Below are 18,016 nucleotides of genomic sequence, written 5' to 3'. Positions count from 1 at the left end.
GAAGGTGAGTTCGAGGACATGGGTTTGAGGGTCGTTCAATGGGCAACCGGGTCGGTGGGGGTCGCCGCGATCAAGGGTGTGCTCGAGCATCCAGAGCTCGAATTGGCCGGCTGCTGGGTGCATTCCGAGGCCAAGAACGGCAAGGACGTCGGTGAGATCATCGGCACCGCACCGCTGGGAGTCGTCGCCACCAATAGCGTCGACGACATCCTGGCTCTCGACGCCGATGCGGTGGTCTACGCGCCGTTGCTGCCCAGCGTCGACGAGGTCGCGGCGTTGCTGTGCTCGGGCAAGAACGTCGTCACTCCGGTCGGTTGGTTCTACCCGAGCGAGAAGGAAGCCGCGCCGCTCGAGGTGGCCGCGCAGGCCGGCAACGCGACCCTGCATGGCGCCGGTATCGGGCCCGGAGCTGCCACCGAACTGTTTCCGTTGCTGCTGTCGGTGATGTCCACCGGTGTGACTTTTGTTCGTTCCGAAGAGTTTTCGGACCTGCGGAGCTACGGCGCCCCCGATGTGCTGCGTTATGTGATGGGCTTCGGCGGCACCCCGGACAGCGCCCTGACCGGTCCGATGCAGAAACTGCTCGACGGCGGATTCATGCAGTCGGTCCGGCTGTGCGTCGACCGTCTAGGCTTTGCCGCCGACCCGAAGATCCGCGCATCGCAGGAGGTCGCCGTTGCGACCGCGCCGATAGACTCGCCGATCGGGATCATCGAACCGGGCCAGGTTGCCGGGCGCCGGTTTCACTGGGAAGCGCTCGTCGGGGACAAAGTGGTGGTCGAGATCACCGTCAACTGGTTGATGGGGTCCGAAAACCTGGATCCGCCATGGTCTTTCGGACCGGCGGGGGAGCGCTACGAGATCGAGGTGCGCGGTAATCCCGACACCTTCGTCACCGTCAAGGGGTGGCAGCCGGAGAGCGTGGCAGCCGGGCTGCAGAGCAACCCGGGCATCGTCGCCACGGCGGCGCACTGCGTCAACGCGATCCCCGCGACCTGCGCCGCCCCGGCGGGCATCCAAAGTTTCTTCGATCTGCCGTTGATCACCGCCCGGGCCGCACCGGAGTTGTCGCGGTGACCACCGGGGCGCGCCGTGCCCGATACCGCCGTTAGAGTTGTCCGGAAATCGATTTCGAGACAAAGGGGATGGGCAACTGACACGCTCTGTCGTGGTCGAGCAATCGCGGGCGATACCCGTCGCCGTCGAGGACGCCTTCAGTCGAACGCTGCCGATAGCGCTGCCGGTGATCTGTTCTCGGTGGTATGGGGTGATCCCGCCGATCAAGGAGGTCCGGGACCAAACCGGCGATTGGGATGCGGCGGGCCAAAGCCGTGTCATCGCCATGGTCGGCGGCGGCCTGGTACGCGAGACGCTGACCAACGTCGACCCGCCGCGATCATTCAGCTACACGCTCACCGACATCAAAGGTCCGTTGGCGCCGCTGGTCAGCCTGGTGGAAGGCAAGTGGAGCTTCGTGCCGGCGGGGACGGGAACCAGGGTCGCCTGGCAGTGGACCCTGCACCCCAAATCGGGCGTAAGCGCACCGCTGCTGCCGCTGTTCGGCAGGATGTGGAAGGGCTACGCCCGCATCGTGCTCGAGAAACTCGCCGAGCAACTGGTGGGCTGAACGGCGGCGCGCGGCGCTCGCGAATCCGTCGACGGCCTCAGCGCAGAGTCGGGCCGTACACCTGCCGGCCGGCGAGAAACGTCGCCCGCACCTCGAGATCGGCGATCTCCTCGGGGGCGACCGTGCGCGGGTCTTGCGACAACACGACCATGTCGGCGTATTTGCCGACCTCCAGCGAGCCGATCACGTCGTCGGCGAACAACTGCCACGCCGCGTCCAGCGTCTGGGCGCGGATCGCCTGCTCGACCGTCAACCGCTCCTCGGGCGCCAGTACCCGCCCGCTCGGCGCGGTACGGGTGGCCGCGACGCTGATGTTGCGCAGCGGTTCTTCGGGGGTGACCGGCGGATCATTGTGCAGCGATATCCGCATTCCGGCGGCCACAGCGGAACCGGCTGGCGCCCAACGTGATCCGCGCTCGGGCCCGAAAAGACCGTCGACCAGGATGTCGCCCCAGTAGTGGATCTGGTCGACGAACAGGCTGGCGGTGACGCCGAGGTCGGCGGCGCGGCGCAGCTGGTCCGGGCGCAGCATCGGGGCGTGTTCCAGCCTTAGCCGGTGATCGGTTCGGGGATACTTGCGCAACGCTTCCTCGTACACGTCGAGGATGGTGTCGACGCCGGCGTCACCCATGACGTGACAGGCCATCGGCCATCCCAGCGGGAAGTAGGCGTCGACGATCTCGGTCAACTGCTCGCGGCTGTAGTTGGCGTGGCCACAGGAACCCGGCGCGATACCCATGGCGCGGCTGGCGCCGGTGTTGAGATAAGGAGCCGAAAGGTCGATGTTGCCGATCCACGGCGAGCCGTCGACCCAGATCTTGATGCCAACCTGGCGCACCATGTCGTCGCCGTTGTCAGGGGTCATGTCGGTGGTCAGCGCGGCGGTGGAGATCTCGTAGGTGCGTAGCCGGACGGTCAGCTCACCCGCGTCGTTCAACTGGGCAAGCATCGGGCGAAAGCTGGGCTCAAACGCCATCTCCGAGCACGTCGTCAGGCCCGCCTGATTCAGCCGGGCGCACTCGGCCCGCAGCATGGCGGGGTAGTCGGCCGGGTTGATCGCCCCGGCGACCAGTGGCAACAACGCGGCGGTCTCCTCGGCGGTGCCGTCGAGGTCGCCGTTGGCGTCGCGACCGTAGTTGGCGCCCTTAGGGTCTGGCGTATCGCGGGTGATCCCGGCCTGCCTGGCGGCAGTCGAGTTGAAGTAGGCCTTATGACAGGAGTTGTGAAAGATGACCAGCGGGGTGTCGGCGGCCAGGCCGTCGAGCCAGTGCAGGGTCGCTTCCGGGAGACCTGGTTGCAGCAGTGGATCCCAGCCGAACAGGTACGCGCCCGTCGCACCACGTGCGGCCACCTCCCGCCGAATCGCGCCGACCACGTCGTCCGCGTCGCGGACCGTGACCGGGCGGATGTCGACCATCCGGTTCGACAGCACCATGGACTCCAGCAACGGGTGCCCGTGTGCCTCCACCAGGCCCGGCAGGACACAGCCCGATCCGGTGTCGACGACCGGCGTATCGGAGCCGACCCAGCCCTCGACATCCGACCAGTTGCCCACCGCGACGATCCGGCCGTCTTTGACGGCAAGGGCTTCGGCGGTAGGTCGGGGGTCGTCGACGGTCAGTACCACACCGCGGATCACGAGGTCAGCAGCTGCCATGGATGGCCTCCCGCCTGATATGCCGCCGGCAACCGGGACGCCACCGAGCGCTAGCCCGTATTTGACCACACCGGAGCACCGCGGTCATGACTTTGCTGATGCGCCGTTCGGCCGGTGACTGCCGGTGACGGCCGGGCAGCCGGGGCCCGCCCAGGGCCGGGTAACGTCGAGGCCATGTGCCGACTCTTTGGCCTGCACGCCGGGAATGAGGTTGCCACGGCGACTTTTTGGCTGCTGGACGCCCCGGACAGTCTGGCGCGGCAAAGCCGCAGAAACCCCGACGGCACCGGGGTGGGGGTGTTCGACGAACACGGTCGGCCGCAGTTGCACAAGGAGCCGATGGCGGCTTGGCATGACACCGCGTTCGCGACCGAGGCTCGCGAGCTGACCGGCACGACGTTCGTCGCTCACGTGCGCTACGCGACGACCGGTTCGCTCGATGTCCGCAACACCCACCCGTTCTTGCAGGACGGCAGGATGTTCGCGCACAACGGCGTGGTCGAGGGCCTCGACGTCATCGACGGACGACTCCGCGAGCTGCGCGCCGCGGACCTGGTGCTCGGCCAAACCGATTCCGAGCGGGTGTTCGCGTTGATCACCGCCACGATCCGCGCTCACGGCGGCGACCAGTCAGCCGGCCTGGTCGACGCGCTGCGATGGCTGGCCGCGAACGTGCCGATCTACGCCGTCAACGTGCTGCTCAGCACCGCCACCGACATGTGGGCGCTGCGTTATCCGGACTCTCATGAGCTCTATGTGCTGGACCGGCGCGATCCGTCGTTATGCGGTCCGGAATTTCACCTGCGCAGCAACCGGATTCGCGCGTGGTCGTCGCACCTGTGCACGCGGCCGTCGGTGGTTTTCGCCACCGAGCCGATGGACGAGGATCCGCGTTGGTCCTTGCTCGGCCCGGGCGAGTTGGTCCATGTCGACACCGCGCTGCAGCTGACCCGCGATGTGGTGCTGCCGGATCCTCCCGGTCAGCTGCTGCGGCGGGCGGAACTTGGCTCGTCGGTGATGGCAGACTAGGCCGACGTGGCAGGCAAACGGGCGCTCGTGCTGGCGGGCGGCGGCCTGGCCGGAATCGCTTGGGAGACAGGTCTTCTCCGCGGCGTCACCGAGCAGTCGCCGGCGGCGGCCCGGCGGTTGCTGGATTCGGATGTGCTGGTGGGGACATCGGCCGGATCGGCGGTGGCGGCGCAGATCAGCAGCGGTCGGCGCCTGGAAGAGCTGTTCGATCTGCAGCTCGCCGAGACATCGGCCGAGATCGACCCCGGCGTCGACATCGACGCGATTACCGAGCTGTTCCTCCAGGCGTTGCGCGCCCCCGGTGAGCAGGGGCCGTTACAGCGAATCGGCGCCGTCGCGCTGGCGACGCGCACCGTTCCCGAGCCGGTGCGCCGGACGGTGATCGCCGAGCGGCTGCCGGTGCACGACTGGCCCGACCGAGACCTGCGGATCACCGCGATCGACACTGCCACCGGCGAATTGGTGATCTTCGACCGCCACTCGGGTGTCGACCTCGTCGATGCGGTGGCCGCCAGCTGCGCGGTGCCGGGAGCGTGGCCGCCGGTGACGATCGCGGGCCGCCGTTACATGGACGGCGGCGTGGCCAGTTCGGTCAACGTCGGCGTCGCCGGCGACTGTGCGGTGGCGGTCGTTCTGGTGCCGTCCGGCGCGGACACGCCGTCCCCGTTCGGCCCCGGGCCGGCCGCCGAGATCGCGGCATTCCCGGGCAGCGCATTCGCCGTGTTCGCGGACGACGAGTCGCTGACGGCGTTCGGGCCCAACCCGCTGGATCCGCGCTGCCGGGCAGCTTCAGCCATGGCGGGGCGAGAACAGGGCCGTCGGGAAGCGGCGACCCTCGCCCGCTTCCTGGGTGTCTAATTCAGCCCTCGATCGCCGGAGGGGTCGGTTGCTCGTCGTCGGCTTCGAGGGCATCGAGGGCACGTGCGGCCAGGGCCCGACCGGCGGCGATCACCTCGACGGCCCGGTGGAATTCCAGGCTTCGGCACGTCGCACGCGGCACCTCGATCAGCAGGTCGGCGGGATAGGCCGCCAGAGTGTGGCGGGCCAGCGCGGACTGGGCGATGTCGATGGTTCGGTTCATCACCTCGAAGCTGCCCATTCTGGGGATTTCGGGCGCCTGATCCTCGGCAGTGTCCGTAGCGTCGGCAGCGTCGGCGCCTTCGCCGAGGTCCAACTCCGCGTCATCGGAAAACGAATCCGGCTCCGGCGAACCCGCACCGAACCGGCTCAACACCGCCCGCGCCGTTGGCCGGTCAAGCAGTGCCCGGGCGGCAGTGGCATCGAAGATCGCCGAGGTGCTGCGGACCACACGGTTCAACCATTCGGCGGTGACGCCGGGTTCGGAGCCGCGTGGCAGCCCCGCTTCGCTGCCGTTGAGGCTGACCGCGATGGTCAGATCGGCATTGACCGCGGCGATCGGCGCAATCGGCAGCGGATCCAGGATGCCGCCGTCGGCGAGCAGGCGTCCGTCGAGTTCGTGCGGGGCGATGACCCCGGGTATCGCGATCGATGCTCGGATGGCCTCGTCGAGAGGTCCACGCTGAAACCAGACCGACTTGCCCGCCAACAGGTCCGTCGCCACCGCCGTATAGGGGATCGGCAGTTGTTCGATGGTGACCGGGCCGAGGATGTCGCGCACCGCATCCAGGATCTTCTCGGCCCGCAGCACCCCGGCCGCGGTAATGGACGGGTCCAGCAGCCGCAGAATGGTGCGTTGCGTCAACGACTTCGCCCAGTCGGTGAACTCCTCCAGCCGCCCGGCCGCGTGCAGGCCGCCGACCAGCGCTCCCATGGAGGAGCCGGCGACCCCGACGATGTCGTAGCCGCGCTCCCGCAGCATCTGGATCACCCCGATGTGGGCGTAACCACGGGCGCCGCCGCTGCCGAGCGCCAACGCGACACGACTCGGCGACGATCCCCTCGCCCGCACGGCTGTTGGCCCGGTCATCCCTTCATTCTGCGTGGCCGTTATGGCTCCCGCGGAACCGGTCGGAAGTTTCTTGCAGCCGTGATCGCAATTGTGCGACCGGCTGGAACCGCCCGGCGGATGGCTATCCGCATTCGTTGTTGGCCGCCGCGACCGCCGCCACGATCACCGCCGCCTGACGCGCCGGGGTCAGTTCGGCCCAGCGGACGTTCCAACTGCCGGCAACGCCGGAGTGCGAGGTCTGCACCATCGCCAGATACGGCTCGATCAAGGCCTCGCCGGTGCCGGGCTGGGTCTGCATCCACACCTTGGCGGCATGGCAGGCCTGGAAGTATTCCTCCTCGGTCGACTCGGCGGGCACGTCGACCCGGGTCGTCACGCCGGTGGGTGAGACCCCGACAACACCCGGCGGCAGCGAACTCGGCGCCGTTGGTGACGGCGCCGACGACTTGGCTGGAGATGACGAAGAAGACGCCGCCCTACCGCCGCCGCCGGCATGCCAGCAGCCGGTGACGACTGACACGCTCGCCGCGACAACCAGCGGCCCCCACAGCAAGGTGCGCGCCAGGCCCCTAGGTCGCGATCCGCGCATGGTGCCAATTTATGCAACACTGGCTGCCGTGATGAAGTGCGTCGGATTTTTCGAGTGTTGTCGGCCCTGACCTGCCGTCGATAACCCGATCCGCTTTCGCACTCTGGAGTCCCCAGCATGGCTATGCCACTTCTCACCTCACCTGCCGTTGCCTCCCCTTTCCCCGGACCCACCCGGCTGCGGGTACCCGACCTGTTGCACGCCACCGATCAGGTCGCCGACGACGTGCTCAGCGGGCGCTATGACCACCTGCTGCCCCGTGGCGGCCTGCCCGAGACGGAGCGCTGGTTTGCCCGCGTTCACGGGGACGACGACCTCGATATCTGGCTGATCAGCTGGGTCCCCGGGCACGCCACCGAATTGCACGACCATGGCGGTTCGATCGGGGCGCTGACGGTGCTGTCCGGGTCGCTCAACGAATACCGGTGGGACGGCCGGCGGTTGCGGCGCCGCCGGCTCGATGCGGGTGATCAGGCCGGGTTCCCGCTGGGCTGGGTGCACGACGTGGTGTGGGCGCCGCGCAAGGCGCCCGTTACCGAGCCCGCCGTCGAGCCGCTTTCGAGCCCCATCGCGCCGACGCTGAGCGTGCACGCGTATTCGCCGCCGCTGACGGCGATGTCGTATTACGAAGTCACCGAACGCAATACGCTGCGCCGCCGGCGCACCGAATTGACCGACCAACCCGAAAAGTCGTGATGAGCCGGATCGATCGGATGCTGGATCTCGCCCGCAGCCGGTATCGGCGCCTGCCCGCCGGCGAGGTGCCCCAAGCGTTGCGACGCGGTGCGGTGCTCGTCGACATCCGCCCGCAGGCCCAGCGCGCCCGCGAGGGCGAGGTGCCGGGAGCGTTGCTGATCGAGCGCAACGTCCTCGAATGGCGGTGTGACCCGACCAACGACGCCCGCCTGCCGCAGGCCGTCGACGACGACGTCGAATGGGTGATCCTGTGCTCGGAGGGCTACACCTCCAGCCTGGCTGCGGCCGCGCTGCTGGACCTCGGGCTGCACCGCGCCACCGACGTCATCGGCGGCTACCACGCGCTGGTGGCCGCCGGTCTGCTGGCCGAACTCGAGCCGCTGGGCAGGTGTTAGCCTGACGAGCCGAGCGGCTTGGCGTCGGAGTGCAACACCGGCCGCAGGCGCTCGGTCATCTGCTGCGTCCAGCCGGGCGGCGACAGTATCGCGGCCCAGGCGTCGACCGCATCGGCGACGTAGTGGTGCCCGTGTCCCGGCGGCACCTCCACTGCCACCGCCATGTCGGCGGTGACTTGCAGAAATGTCACCACCGGGATCCAGCGAGTCTGCGGCAGCACGTCGTAACCGCGCGGTTCGCGCAGCCAGTCGGGTTTCTTGAACAACAGGTCGGGCGTCCACCACGCGATCGGATCCGAGGCGTGCTGGAGATAGACCACCCGCGGCCGCCCCCAGGGCTCGTCCGGGCGTTGCAGATCACTCGGGCGGGCGACGAACCGCACATTGGCGCCGTGGTGATAAATCGGCAGCCACTCCGGTGAACCGGGATCGCGAGTCGAGGTCAAGTCGTTCCAAATGGTGTTGTTGAAGGTCGGGCCGCTGAACAAGGCGCCGTCGGTGCGGGCGAGGACATTGTCGAGAGTCATGAACGGCGCCTCGCCGCCGAAGGATCCGAGGCTCTCACCGAACACCACGAGCTTGGGACGCTTGAATTCCGGCATCTGCCGGATCAACTTGTCGACCGCCTCGAACAGGGCCTGCCCGGCGTGGCGGGCGTTCTCCTTGTCCACCAGGAACGACAACCAGCTCGGCAGGTACGAGTACTGCATACTCACGATCGCGGTGTTGCCGTTGTAGATGTACTCCAGCGCGTCGGCTTCGGCCTCGTTGATCCAGCCCGTGCCGGTGGTGGTGGCGACGGCGACGACAGCGCGTTGCAGACCACCGGCGCGCTGCAAATCGCGTGCCGCCAACTCGGCCGTCTCGGTAATTCCCTTCGCCGAGTCCAGTCCGGCGTAGGCCCGGATCGGCTCGGTCGCCGGGGTTCCGCTGAACTTGGTCAGTTCGGCGACGGTGGGACCGGCCTCGACGAAGATGCGGCCCTGGTGCCCCAGCGAGTCCCAGGACACCAGCGACTGCGGGCCGCCCGATCGCAGCGATGTCCTCGGGGGCGCCGTGTTGGGGTTCATCTCCTCGTTGACGGAGGCAAAGGTGCTGTTCATGGAGCGCATCGCGAACTTGAGCACGACACCGTTGAGCAACGTGATCGTCAGCGCCACCAGCAGGACCACCACGATGGTCGCAGACACCCGGAAAGGCGCGATCCGGTCGACTTGCCTCACCAGGAAACCGACCAGCCGCCGGATGAACTGGCCGATCTCGACAAGGGTGAACAACGCGATCAGCGATACGGCCGCGGCCAGCGGGTAGTCGTACCACTTCAAGTGCTCGACACCCATCAGGTCGCGCACGTCGTCCTGCCAGACGTGGAACCAGATCGCCATCAGGACCATGCCGACCGCGCCGACCGCGATCAGCGGCAGCCACACCCAGCGCGGGGGTGGCGGACTGGAATTCTGCGAGCGCATGTACCGGACCAGCCAGACCGTGAAGACGCCCAAGCCATACCCGATGGCGCCCGAGATGCCACTGACCAGACCCTGGTAGAGCGGACCGCGCGGCAGCAGTGACGGCGTCATGGAGAACCACAGGAAAATCAACCCGAGCGCGGTGCCGGTGAAGGTGTAGTGGCGTATCCACCACGCCTTACGAACCGCTTGCGGCTCAGGCGTTTTCGCGACCGGAATGGCGGACGACTCGGTGCCGCCGGCTTTCGGTTCGGTGCCGGTGCCGGTGCCGGTGCTCGTCGCAGAATGCAGTTCGCTCATCGGTGGGTGAAATGAGGCGGCCGCTTCTCGATGAAGGCGGCCATGCCTTCCGATTGATCGTCGGTGGCAAAGGTGGAATGGAAGAGCCGGCGTTCGTAGAGCAGTCCTTCGGCCAGAGTCGATTCAAAGGCTCGGTTGACGGCCTCTTTGGCCATCCGGGTGGCTGACCGTGACAGTTGCGAGATGGTGGTGGCGACGGCCTTAGCCTCGGTCAGCAGGTCATCGGCCGGCACGACCCGCGAAACCAGGCCACTGCGCTCGGCCTCGGCGGCGTCGATGGTGCGCCCGGTCAGGATGAGATCCATGGCCTTGGCCTTGCCGATGGCCCGGGTCAACCGCTGCGAGCCCCCCATACCGGGCAGCACGCCGAGCTTGATCTCCGGCTGGCCGAACTTGGCGGTATCGGCGGCGATCAGCAGGTCGCACATCATGGCCAGCTCGCAGCCGCCGCCCAGCGCATATCCGGCCACCGCAGCGATCGTCGGGGTACGCACGGCGGCGAGTTTGCCCCAGGCAGCGAAGAAGTCGGCGTCGAATGCGTCGGCGAACGTCAACCCAGCCATTTCCTTGATGTCGGCGCCCGCGGCGAACGCCTTGGCGGAGCCGGTGATGACGATCGCCCCGATGCCGGGATCGCCGTCCAATTCCGTTGCTGCGCTGGTGACTTCGTTCATCACCTGGCTGTTGAGCGCATTCAGCGCTTGGGGGCGGTTCAGCGTGATGGTGCCGACCCGCTCGTCGCGCTCGACCAGAATCGTTTCGTATCCCATGGATTGCCTTCCTGGAAGCTCCTAGAAGCTCAAGTCGTCATCGACCGGCTCGAAATACGCTGCCACGTCGGCCCGGGTGATCTCGGCCAGCGCCGCCGGCGACCATTTCGGCTTGCGGTCCTTGTCGATTAGTTGCGCGCGGATGCCTTCCGCCAGATCGTGGGAGCGCAGCGACGCCGACGATACCCGATAGTCCTGGACCAGAACGTCTTCCAGCGTTTCCATGGCGGCGGCGCGGCGTACTGCCTCCAACGTCACCGACAGCGCGATAGGGGAGCGGGTGGCGATCAGCTCGGCGGCGTCGTTAGCCGGTTGTGCACCATGATCCCGCAGCTTGGCGACGATCTCGGCGACGGTATCGCCGGTGTAGCACTCATCGATCCAATCGCGTTGTGCCGCAAGCTCACTGGGTGGAGGTTCGACGGTGTAGTGCGCAAGTGCGCTCGCCACGCCGTCGGAGGTGATCGCGGCGCGGAACGCGTCGAGGTCGGCGTGCGACACGTAGTGGTCGGCAAAGCCCATCGCGATGGCGTCGGCTCCGGAAAACGGCGCTCCGGTCAGCGCGGCGTGCAAACCCAGCGAGCCCGGTGCCCGGGACAGCAGATACGCCCCACCCACGTCGGGGATGAACCCGATGCCGACCTCGGGCATCGCGACCTTGGAAGTGTCGGTGACCACCCTGACGTCGCCGTGGGCGCTGACGCCCACGCCGCCCCCCATCACGATGCCGTCCATCAGAGCCACGTACGGCTTGGAGAATCGGCCGATCTGGCCGTTCATCAGGTACTCGGCGCGCCAGAACCGCCGCGCCTCGACCCCGTCCTTGCGGGCGCTGTGGTAGACCGCGACGACGTCGCCGCCCGCGCACAAGCCGCGTTCGCCGGCCCCCGAAACCACCACGGCACGGACTTCGTCGTCGCGTTCCCAACGAATGAGCACCGTGCTCAGCAGGTCCACCATCGTCTGGTTCAGCGAATTGATCGCCTTCGGGCGGTTGAGCGTAACCAAGCCGACGCCGCCGTCGACGCGGGTCAGGACTTCGTCGGATTCGCCAGTCACGGCCTCAGTCACGCCTTAGTCTCCCCTCGCAGGAATCCGTCCCAAGTCTGCCCATGAGTTTGACGAGCAATCTAGATCGTGACTCGCCCCGGGGTGCCCGCGGGGCTAAGGTTTATCTTGAGCCGGACGACAAAACAGCAGCTCCGCTGGGAACCCGGCCGGGCCACTGATCGTTGAGCAGGTGTTCGCACAACTCGAAGCTGTAGTCCGAAGCTTCCGAAGCTGTAGTCATATGTGAAGCTGTTGTCATATGTGGAGCCACAAGAGAGGATCCGACGGTGCGGGAGACAAGTAACCCGGTATTTCGTTCGCTGCCGAAGCAGAGGGGCGGATACGCACAATTCGGTCCGGGCCTGGCCCAGCCGGGATACGCGGGCGACCCTTACGCAGCTCCCTACCAGGAAACCCGGGCTGCGCGCCCGCTGACCATCGACGACGTCGTCACCAAGACCGGTCTGACCTTGGCGACGCTGACGGCCAGCGCCGTCGTCTCCTACTTCCTGGTCGCCCAGAACCTCAACCTTGCGATGCCGCTGACCCTGATCGGCGCGCTCGGCGGGTTGGCGCTGGTGCTGGTGGCCACCTTCGGTCGCAAACAGGACAACCCGGCGATCGTCCTCACCTACGCCGGACTCGAGGGCCTGTTCCTGGGAGCCTTCTCGTTCGTCATGGCCAACTTCTCGGTGGGCTCGGCCAATGCCGGAATGCTCATCGGAGAAGCCATCCTGGGCACTCTGGGCGTGTTCTTCGGCATGCTCATCGTGTACAAGACCGGGGCCATTCGGGTGACACCCAAGTTCACCCGAATGGTGGTCGCTGCCCTCTTCGGCGTGCTGTTCCTGATGCTCGGCAACTTCGTGCTGGCGATGTTCCATGTCGGCGGCGGCGAGGGTTTGGGCCTGCGCAGCCCCGGTCCGCTGGGCATTATCTTCTCCCTGGTGTGCATCGGTATTGCGGCGTTCACCTTCCTGATCGACTTCGACGCGGCTGACCAGATGATCCGGGCCGGAGCGCCGGATAAGGCGGCATGGGGTATTGCCCTGGGCCTGACCGTCACGCTGGTCTGGCTGTACATCGAGATCCTGCGCCTGCTCAGTTATCTGCAGAACGACTAGTTCGGGCGACAAAAAGCCGGCACGTACGTGCCGGCTTTTTGCTGCGCTGTGTGCCGTTGGCGTCGGGTGTGTGCCGTTGGCGTCGAGGCCTGGCGTGTCTTCGCCCCAGACGCACAGTGAGCGCCCAGGACGCACACTAATGGGTCTTGATCGGCCTGCCGTTGAACGGGTTTGTGGCCCGTGTGCGGCAGGCTGGTCACCGAGCGGCTGGCTGGTGAGCACTTGCTCACACTGGAGTGTTCGATCGATTCCTCGAGTCGAGACCGTGCCCCAGTCGGTCGTGAGGTCACCTGTAGCGCTGATGGGATGGCGTGCCGGTCGAGCACGTGCATTAGGTCGCCGCGGGGTGTCCTCCAGCTCAACCTGGTTGGTGAAGTTCTCGAAGGGCAAGAGAGGTGGTGACCGATGATCTTCGTGGGTGACGACTGGGCCGAAGACCATCATGACGTGTGGGTGATGAATGAGGCCGGGCGGCGGCTGGCATCGCGGCGGCTGTCGGAAGGAATCACCGGCATGCGGCAATTGCACGAGCTGATCGGCGTGCACGCCGAGGAACCCGATCAGGTGGTGGTCGGTATCGAGACCGATCGCGGCCTGTGGGTGCAAGCCCTGGTCGCCGCGGGGTATCAGGTGTTTGCGATCAATCCGCTGGCGGTGGCGCGCTACCGCGACCGCCATCATGTCTCAGGCGCCAAATCCGATGTCTCAGATGCCAAACTGCTGGCCGATCTGGTGCGCACCGATCGGCACAACCATCGCCCCCTAGCCGGCGACAGCGCCGAGGTGGAGGCGATCAAGGTGCTCGCCCGCGCCCACCAGAGCCTGATCTGGGCACGCGTCCGCCACACCAACGCGCTGCGCAGCGCGTTGCGGGAGTACTACCCGGCGGCGTTGGCGGCCTTCGAGGACCTTGACCACGGCGACGCCCTGGGGGTGTTGGGTCGTGCCCCCACCCCCGATACGGGTGCCAAGTTGAGTCTGTCGGCCATCCAGTCCGCGCTCAAACGCGGAGGCCGCCAACGCTATATCGCCAGCCGAGCCAAAGAGATTCAAGCCGCGCTGCGCTCACAACAGCTGACCGCCCCACCAACGGTGGCGACGGCGTTCGCAGCCACCACCCGCGCTGCCGTGGCCATCATCGCCGAGCTGAATCGACAGATCACCGAGCTCGAAACCAGCTTGGCCGCCCATTTTGAGGCACACCCGGACGCCGACATCTACCGCTCCCTGCCAGGACTTGGTGTCGTACTCGGCGCCCGGGTGCTTGGTGAGTTCGGGGACGACCCGAATCGATACACCGACGCCAAGTCTCGCAAAAACTACGCCGGAACCTCACCCCTGACCGTCGCCTCCGGCAAGAAATGCCGCGTCGTCGCCCGCTACATCCGCAACAGCCGCCTCTATGACGCCATCGACCAGTGGGCCTTCTGCGCCCTTTCCACCAGCCCGGGCGCCCGCGCCTTCTACGATCAGCGCATCAGGGCTAAAGACAGCCACCACCAAGCCCTACGCGCCCTCGGCAACCGCCTCGTCGGCATCCTGCACGGCTGCCTCCGCCACCACACCCTCTACGACGAAGACCGAGCCTGGGCCCACCGAACCCCCATCGCCGCTTGACAACTTACAAACCTGGGATGTCTCGACCCGGCCAAAACGCAGGCTCGATCGGCTGGCCGGAGCGCCGCTAACTGAGCCGCTCGATCACCATCGCCATACCCTGGCCGCCGCCCACGCACATCGTCTCCAGACCGAATGTCTTGTCGTGGGTCTGCAGGTTATTCAGCAGCGTGGTGGTGATGCGTGCGCCGGTCATGCCGAACGGGTGTCCCAGGGCGATCGCTCCGCCCGAGACGTTCAGCTTGTCCTCGTCGATGCCCAGCTCGCGGGCCGATCCCAGCACCTGCACAGCGAAGGCTTCGTTGATCTCGACCAGGTCGATGTCGTTGATCGACATGTCGGCTCGTTCGAGTGCCTTCTTGCAGGCCTCGATCGGGCCGAGGCCCATGATCTCCGGGGACAAACCGCTGACGCCCGTGGACACGATGCGTGCCAAGGGTGTCAAGCCGAGTTCCTTGGCCTTGGTATCGCTGGTGATCACCAACGCAGCGGCGCCGTCGTTGAGTGGACAGGCGTTCCCGGCGGTGACGGTGCCGTTGGGCCGGAACACCGGCTTGAGTTCGCTCACCTTCTCGTAAGTGGTTCCGGGCCGGGGGCCGTCGTCAGCGCTGACCATGGTGCCGTCCGGGAGCGTGACCGGAGTGATCTCGCGCTGGAAGAAGCCGCTCTTGATCGCCTCCTCGGCGCGGTTCTGACTGCGTACACCCCAGTGGTCCTGGTCTTCGCGGGAGATGCCGGTGAGGATCGCGACGTTTTCCGCGGTCTGGCCCATCGCGATGTAGACGTCGGGCAGCTTGCCGTCGGCACGGGGGTCGTGCCATTCCTCGGCGCCGGCGGCCGTTGCGGCCGAGCGTTCCTGAGCCTCGTCGAAGATCGGGTTCTTGGTGTCCGGCCAGGAATCGGAGTTGCCCTTGCCGAACCGGGAAACTGTCTCCACCCCCGCGGAGATGAATGCGTCGCCTTCGCCGGCCTTGATCGCGTGGAATGCCATTCGGGTGGTCTGCAACGACGACGAGCAATAGCGGTTGACCGTGGTGCCCGGCAGGAAGTCATAGCCGAGGGCAACGGCGACGACGCGCGCGATGTTGAAGCCCGACTCGCCGCCGGGCAGACCGCAGCCCATGATCAGGTCGTCGATCTGATGCGGGTTCAGCGCGGGCACCTTGTCCAGTGCGGCACGCACGATCTGTACGGCCAGGTCGTCGGGCCGCATGGTGACCAGTGAGCCTTTCATGGCGCGGCCGATGGGAGAGCGGGCGGTTGAGACGATGACGGCTTCCGGCATGACGGACTCCCTCCATTGGGGTGTGCGAAGCCGAATCTAGCTTGGCGACGATGCGGCCCGCGAAGCGGGGCGAGGAGGAGGCGGGCAATTGGGGTGAGCTTGGCGACGATGCGGCCCGCGAAGCGGGCACCCCCGAGCTGGCGGGCCGGACAACCCCGGCCGAGGTCAGCCCCCGGCCGGCGCGGCGACGGCTGCGGGCACGGCCGGCAGCGGACGCCGCCATAGCCGCGACACGATGCTGCCTCGGGTGGGCTCACAACCGCGTGCCGGCGCAGCGGGTCGGGATGGCTGCTCAACCCTCGGTCGGGCAATCTTTCCGCGCAGCGCGTCGCGCAGGGCGAGCAACAGCTGGTCGGCTGCCAACGCGTAGGCGGTCGCCGATGGGTGGTATCGGTCGGCGGAGAACATGCCTTCGGGCGCGGCCCGGAATTGGGGCGCCAGCAGATGTGCCAACGGCACCGGCACCCCACCGGCCGCTTTGACGGCGACGGTCTGAGCGCGGGCCAGCCGCGTAGCACGCGTGTGCGCCAGGGAACGCAATGGCTGGGGGATGGCCGTGATGACGCCGAAGTCGGGACAGGTGCCGACGACCACGGCCGCGCCGCGGGCACGCAATCTGCGCACCGATGAGGCCAGCCGCTCGGCGGATTCTCCGATGCGGTTGAGGGACGTGACGTCGTTGGCGCCGATGATGATCACCGCCGCGTCCGGCGGCGGTCCGGCCACGAACATCGCATCGACTTGACCGCTAACGCCTTTCGAGGTGGCGCCGACGATGGCTTTGGTGCTCAACCGGACGCGCTTGCCGGTCTGCTCGGCGAGTTTGCGGGCGATCAGCACGCCCGGGACTTCCTCGCCGCTGGTACACCCGTATCCGCACGCCGTCGAGTCGCCGAACATCATCAGGTGCAGATCGAATGGTGTTCCGCGGCGCCACCGTTGTACCGGCCCGCCGCCGCGGGTGTACACGCCATCGGCACGAGGCGGCATGTCGCAGGCTCTGGGAATGACGGTGCGCGCGTGTGTCGCCTGGCCGACCAGCAAGTTGCGTGCGCCCAGATAAGCCGTGCCCGTCGAGGCGAGTGCACCTGCTGTGGCCAAAGCGATAGTCGAACGCCGCGGCACGCTCATGCCCACGAGACCAGTTTAGATCGGCTTCGCTGTTTGCGCGGGTAGCTGACAAAACAGGTGAATTACGGTGCGGATCAATTGTGATATCGAATCAGACTCTACGAACGTTGCCTCGGGAATATGCTGTCAAGCTAAGTCGGACGAGTTGGCTGACCGCTTCGGGGAGCAGGTGAACCGGACGCTCACCCTATTCGTCACATGCTGTATCGGACTACAACGGCGTAGGAAGTGTTGAGCATGACGGCACCGAACAGGGTATCCGGTTCCCCCAGACATCCGATTCGCCCACGCGACGCGCTCAAGGCACGTAGACTGCAGGCACGCAGATTTGCCATCAGCGACGGCGCTCCGGTTGAGGTCGTCGAGTCTGGCCCGAGTATTGCTGCGCGAGTTGCTACGCTGGCGTCGCGGCTGACGATCCGGCCCGTTCTCACTGTGGGTAGCTACGTTCCACATGTGCCGTGGCCGTGGGGCCTGATCGACCATGCGGCCAAGATGCTGCTTCCGGCACCGGTAACCGTCAGGGCCTCGGTGAGCTTGCCTAACGCGTCGGCGCAACTGGTTCGGGCGCGCGGCGTGCTGCCCGCGGACGGTACCCGACGAGTGGTTCTGTATCTGCACGGCGGCGCCTTCTTGACCTGTGGAGCAAACTCGCACGGGCGGCTCGTCGAGTTGCTGTCACAGTTTGCTGATTCGCCCGTCTTGATCGTCAACTATCGGCTGATGCCCAAGCATTCGATCGGGATGGCGCTCGACGACTGTCACGACGGCTACCGTTGGCTGCGGCTGTTGGGTTACGACCCGGAGCAGATAGTGCTGGCCGGCGACTCCGCCGGCGGCTATCTCGCATTGGCGCTCGCGCAGCGTCTACAGGACGAGGACGAGGAGCCGGCAGCGCTGGTGGCGATCTCGCCACTGCTACAGCTGGCAAAGGAAAATAAGCAGGCGCATCCGAACATCAAAACCGACGCGATGTTCCCGGCGAAGGCCTTCGATGCGCTCGGCGAATTGGTTGCTAGCGCAGCGGCCAACAACGCCGTCGACGGCAAACCCGAGGAGCTTTACGAGCCGCTGGAGCACATCCGGCCGGGCCTGCCGCGAACGTTGATTCACGTGTCCGGATCCGAGGTGCTGTTGCACGACGCACAGCTGGCCGCGCGCAAGCTGGCGGCGGCCGGGGTGCCCGCCGAGCTTCGCGTCTGGCCCGGCCAGGTGCACGACTTCCAGGTCGCCGGGCCGCTGCTGCCCGAGGCGGTGCGCTCGCTGCGCCAGATCGGCGAATACATCCGGGAGGCCACCGGCTAGCAGCTGGATGTACGCGGGCCCAAACCGCCTGAGACCATGAAC

At 66.9% G+C, this 18,016-nt stretch carries 17 protein-coding genes; 9 read left to right on the top strand and 8 right to left on the bottom strand.

From position 1 onward, the window contains the following. Nucleotides 1-18 precede the first annotated feature (18 nt). Both MKAN_RS07840 and MKAN_RS07835 read left to right on the top strand, forming a co-directional pair. Complete coding sequence (locus MKAN_RS07840; protein WP_036392345.1) at nt 19-1,077, top strand: NAD(P)H-dependent amine dehydrogenase family protein; 1,059 nt, start codon at nt 19-21, stop codon at nt 1,075-1,077. 76 nt (nt 1,078-1,153) lie between these two features. After that, nucleotides 1,154-1,627: an SRPBCC family protein gene (locus MKAN_RS07835; protein ID WP_036392669.1), complete on the top strand. Its 474-nt coding sequence runs from the start codon at nt 1,154-1,156 to the stop codon at nt 1,625-1,627. 37 nt (nt 1,628-1,664) lie between these two features. Here MKAN_RS07835 and MKAN_RS07830 read toward each other — a convergent pair whose 3' ends face one another. Further along, a complete protein-coding gene (locus MKAN_RS07830) occupies nt 1,665-3,284 on the bottom strand; it encodes an amidohydrolase (protein WP_023366981.1) in 1,620 nt (539 codons plus the stop codon). 174 nt (nt 3,285-3,458) lie between these two features. On the opposite strand from MKAN_RS07830, the gene MKAN_RS07825 reads away from it, so the two are divergent. Next, nucleotides 3,459-4,313, top strand: coding sequence for a class II glutamine amidotransferase (locus MKAN_RS07825; protein WP_023366979.1), 855 nt, complete (start codon nt 3,459-3,461; stop codon nt 4,311-4,313). A gap of 6 nt (nt 4,314-4,319) precedes the next feature. Then, nucleotides 4,320-5,171 (top strand): patatin-like phospholipase family protein, encoded by an 852-nt coding sequence (locus tag MKAN_RS07820; protein ID WP_023366977.1) that lies wholly within the window; start codon nt 4,320-4,322, stop codon nt 5,169-5,171. 1 nt (nt 5,172) lies between these two features. On the opposite strand, the gene MKAN_RS07815 is transcribed toward MKAN_RS07820, so the two are convergent. Then, nucleotides 5,173-6,261 carry a patatin family protein gene (locus MKAN_RS07815; RefSeq protein WP_023366975.1) on the bottom strand — a complete coding sequence of 363 codons (1,089 nt, stop codon included), beginning with the start codon at nt 6,259-6,261 and terminating at the stop codon, nt 5,173-5,175. Nucleotides 6,262-6,364: 103 nt separating this feature from the next. Then, a complete protein-coding gene (locus MKAN_RS07810; protein WP_023366973.1) occupies nt 6,365-6,832 on the bottom strand; it encodes a lipoprotein LpqV in 468 nt (155 codons plus the stop codon). A gap of 117 nt (nt 6,833-6,949) precedes the next feature. Between MKAN_RS07810 and MKAN_RS07805 the strand changes: the two genes are divergently transcribed. Next, the gene (locus tag MKAN_RS07805) at nt 6,950-7,528 is read left to right on the top strand and encodes a cysteine dioxygenase (RefSeq protein WP_023366971.1); all 579 of its coding nucleotides are present in this window, start codon (nt 6,950-6,952) and stop codon (nt 7,526-7,528) included. Continuing rightward, on the top strand, nt 7,528-7,923 hold the full coding sequence (locus MKAN_RS07800) for a rhodanese-like domain-containing protein (RefSeq protein WP_023366969.1): 396 nt from the start codon (nt 7,528-7,530) through the stop codon (nt 7,921-7,923). The genes MKAN_RS07805 and MKAN_RS07800 overlap by 1 nt, the downstream gene beginning before the upstream one ends. Here MKAN_RS07800 and MKAN_RS07795 read toward each other — a convergent pair. From MKAN_RS07795 to MKAN_RS07785, 3 genes are read right to left on the bottom strand one after another with little or no spacing between them, the layout of a single operon-like run. Continuing rightward, on the bottom strand, nt 7,920-9,692 hold the full coding sequence (locus MKAN_RS07795) for an alpha/beta hydrolase (protein ID WP_023366967.1): 1,773 nt from the start codon (nt 9,690-9,692) through the stop codon (nt 7,920-7,922). The two genes, MKAN_RS07800 and MKAN_RS07795, sit on opposite strands and share 4 nt — an antisense overlap. Continuing rightward, entirely contained in the window at nt 9,689-10,462 is a 774-nt protein-coding gene (locus MKAN_RS07790) for an enoyl-CoA hydratase (protein WP_023366966.1), read from the bottom strand. The genes MKAN_RS07795 and MKAN_RS07790 overlap by 4 nt, the downstream gene beginning before the upstream one ends. Before the next feature lie 21 nt (nt 10,463-10,483). After that, complete coding sequence (locus MKAN_RS07785) at nt 10,484-11,521, bottom strand: enoyl-CoA hydratase/isomerase family protein (RefSeq protein ID WP_023366964.1); 1,038 nt, start codon at nt 11,519-11,521, stop codon at nt 10,484-10,486. A gap of 278 nt (nt 11,522-11,799) precedes the next feature. On the opposite strand from MKAN_RS07785, the gene MKAN_RS07780 reads away from it, so the two are divergent. Then, nucleotides 11,800-12,636 carry a Bax inhibitor-1/YccA family protein gene (locus MKAN_RS07780; RefSeq protein WP_023366962.1) on the top strand — a complete coding sequence of 279 codons (837 nt, stop codon included), beginning with the start codon at nt 11,800-11,802 and terminating at the stop codon, nt 12,634-12,636. 405 nt (nt 12,637-13,041) lie between these two features. Beyond that, nucleotides 13,042-14,253, top strand: a complete 1,212-nt coding sequence (locus MKAN_RS07775) for an IS110 family RNA-guided transposase (RefSeq protein WP_023366957.1) — start codon at nt 13,042-13,044, stop codon at nt 14,251-14,253. A 67-nt stretch (nt 14,254-14,320) separates the two neighbouring features. Here the strand turns inward: MKAN_RS07775 and MKAN_RS07770 are convergent, their stop codons facing one another. Beyond that, nucleotides 14,321-15,538, bottom strand: coding sequence for an acetyl-CoA C-acetyltransferase (locus MKAN_RS07770; RefSeq protein WP_023366955.1), 1,218 nt, complete (start codon nt 15,536-15,538; stop codon nt 14,321-14,323). Nucleotides 15,539-15,703: 165 nt separating this feature from the next. Beyond that, nucleotides 15,704-16,663 (bottom strand): SGNH/GDSL hydrolase family protein, encoded by a 960-nt coding sequence (locus MKAN_RS07765; protein WP_103797966.1) that lies wholly within the window; start codon nt 16,661-16,663, stop codon nt 15,704-15,706. 243 nt (nt 16,664-16,906) lie between these two features. On the opposite strand from MKAN_RS07765, the gene MKAN_RS07760 reads away from it, so the two are divergent. Beyond that, nucleotides 16,907-17,974 carry an alpha/beta hydrolase gene (locus tag MKAN_RS07760; RefSeq protein ID WP_023366951.1) on the top strand — a complete coding sequence of 356 codons (1,068 nt, stop codon included), beginning with the start codon at nt 16,907-16,909 and terminating at the stop codon, nt 17,972-17,974. The last annotated feature ends 42 nt before the right edge of the window (nt 17,975-18,016 follow it).

The sequence above is a fragment of the Mycobacterium kansasii ATCC 12478 genome, assembly GCF_000157895.3.
In the GTDB taxonomy this organism is placed as follows: domain Bacteria; phylum Actinomycetota; class Actinomycetes; order Mycobacteriales; family Mycobacteriaceae; genus Mycobacterium; species Mycobacterium kansasii.
The sequence above is the reverse complement of the archived record's forward strand: the minus strand, read 5'-3'. Positions and strand labels throughout refer to the sequence as shown.